The sequence below is a fragment of the Bacillus cereus group sp. BfR-BA-01355 genome (genome assembly GCF_022663675.1).
Lineage (GTDB): Bacteria > Bacillota > Bacilli > Bacillales > Bacillaceae_G > Bacillus_A > Bacillus_A thuringiensis_S.
This window is the reverse complement of the sequence record NZ_JAKUFY010000396.1, coordinates 1-267: the sequence shown is the minus strand read 5'-3', so window position 1 is coordinate 267 and position 267 is coordinate 1. Positions and strand designations below refer to the sequence as shown.

Genomic DNA, 267 nt, shown 5'->3' with positions numbered 1-267 from the left:
GAATATCATATATTCTGTCACTTGATTTTGTTGAGAGAATCTTTTAATCTTTGATGCAAGTTCTTTTCCTACCAAATTATATACTGACGCACCCGCAAAGCTTTGTTGTTGCGGTCTTGTATAATCCAATGGCATGTCTAAAATTGGTGCCTCGTCCTCAAACTGATTCATCCAATATGTTTTCTGCTTACTCAAATCTCTACTTCTCATCCACTGACTATAATCTTTGTATTGATGTGTTACTGGCTCCATATTTTCTTTATTATA

General features: G+C 34.5%; 1 protein-coding gene. It reads right to left on the bottom strand.

Features of this window, described 5'->3' with window-relative positions; genetic code table 11:
- The coding region (locus tag MR167_RS32210; protein WP_242316292.1) for a condensation domain-containing protein at window positions 1–267 on the bottom strand (267 nt) is incomplete at both ends.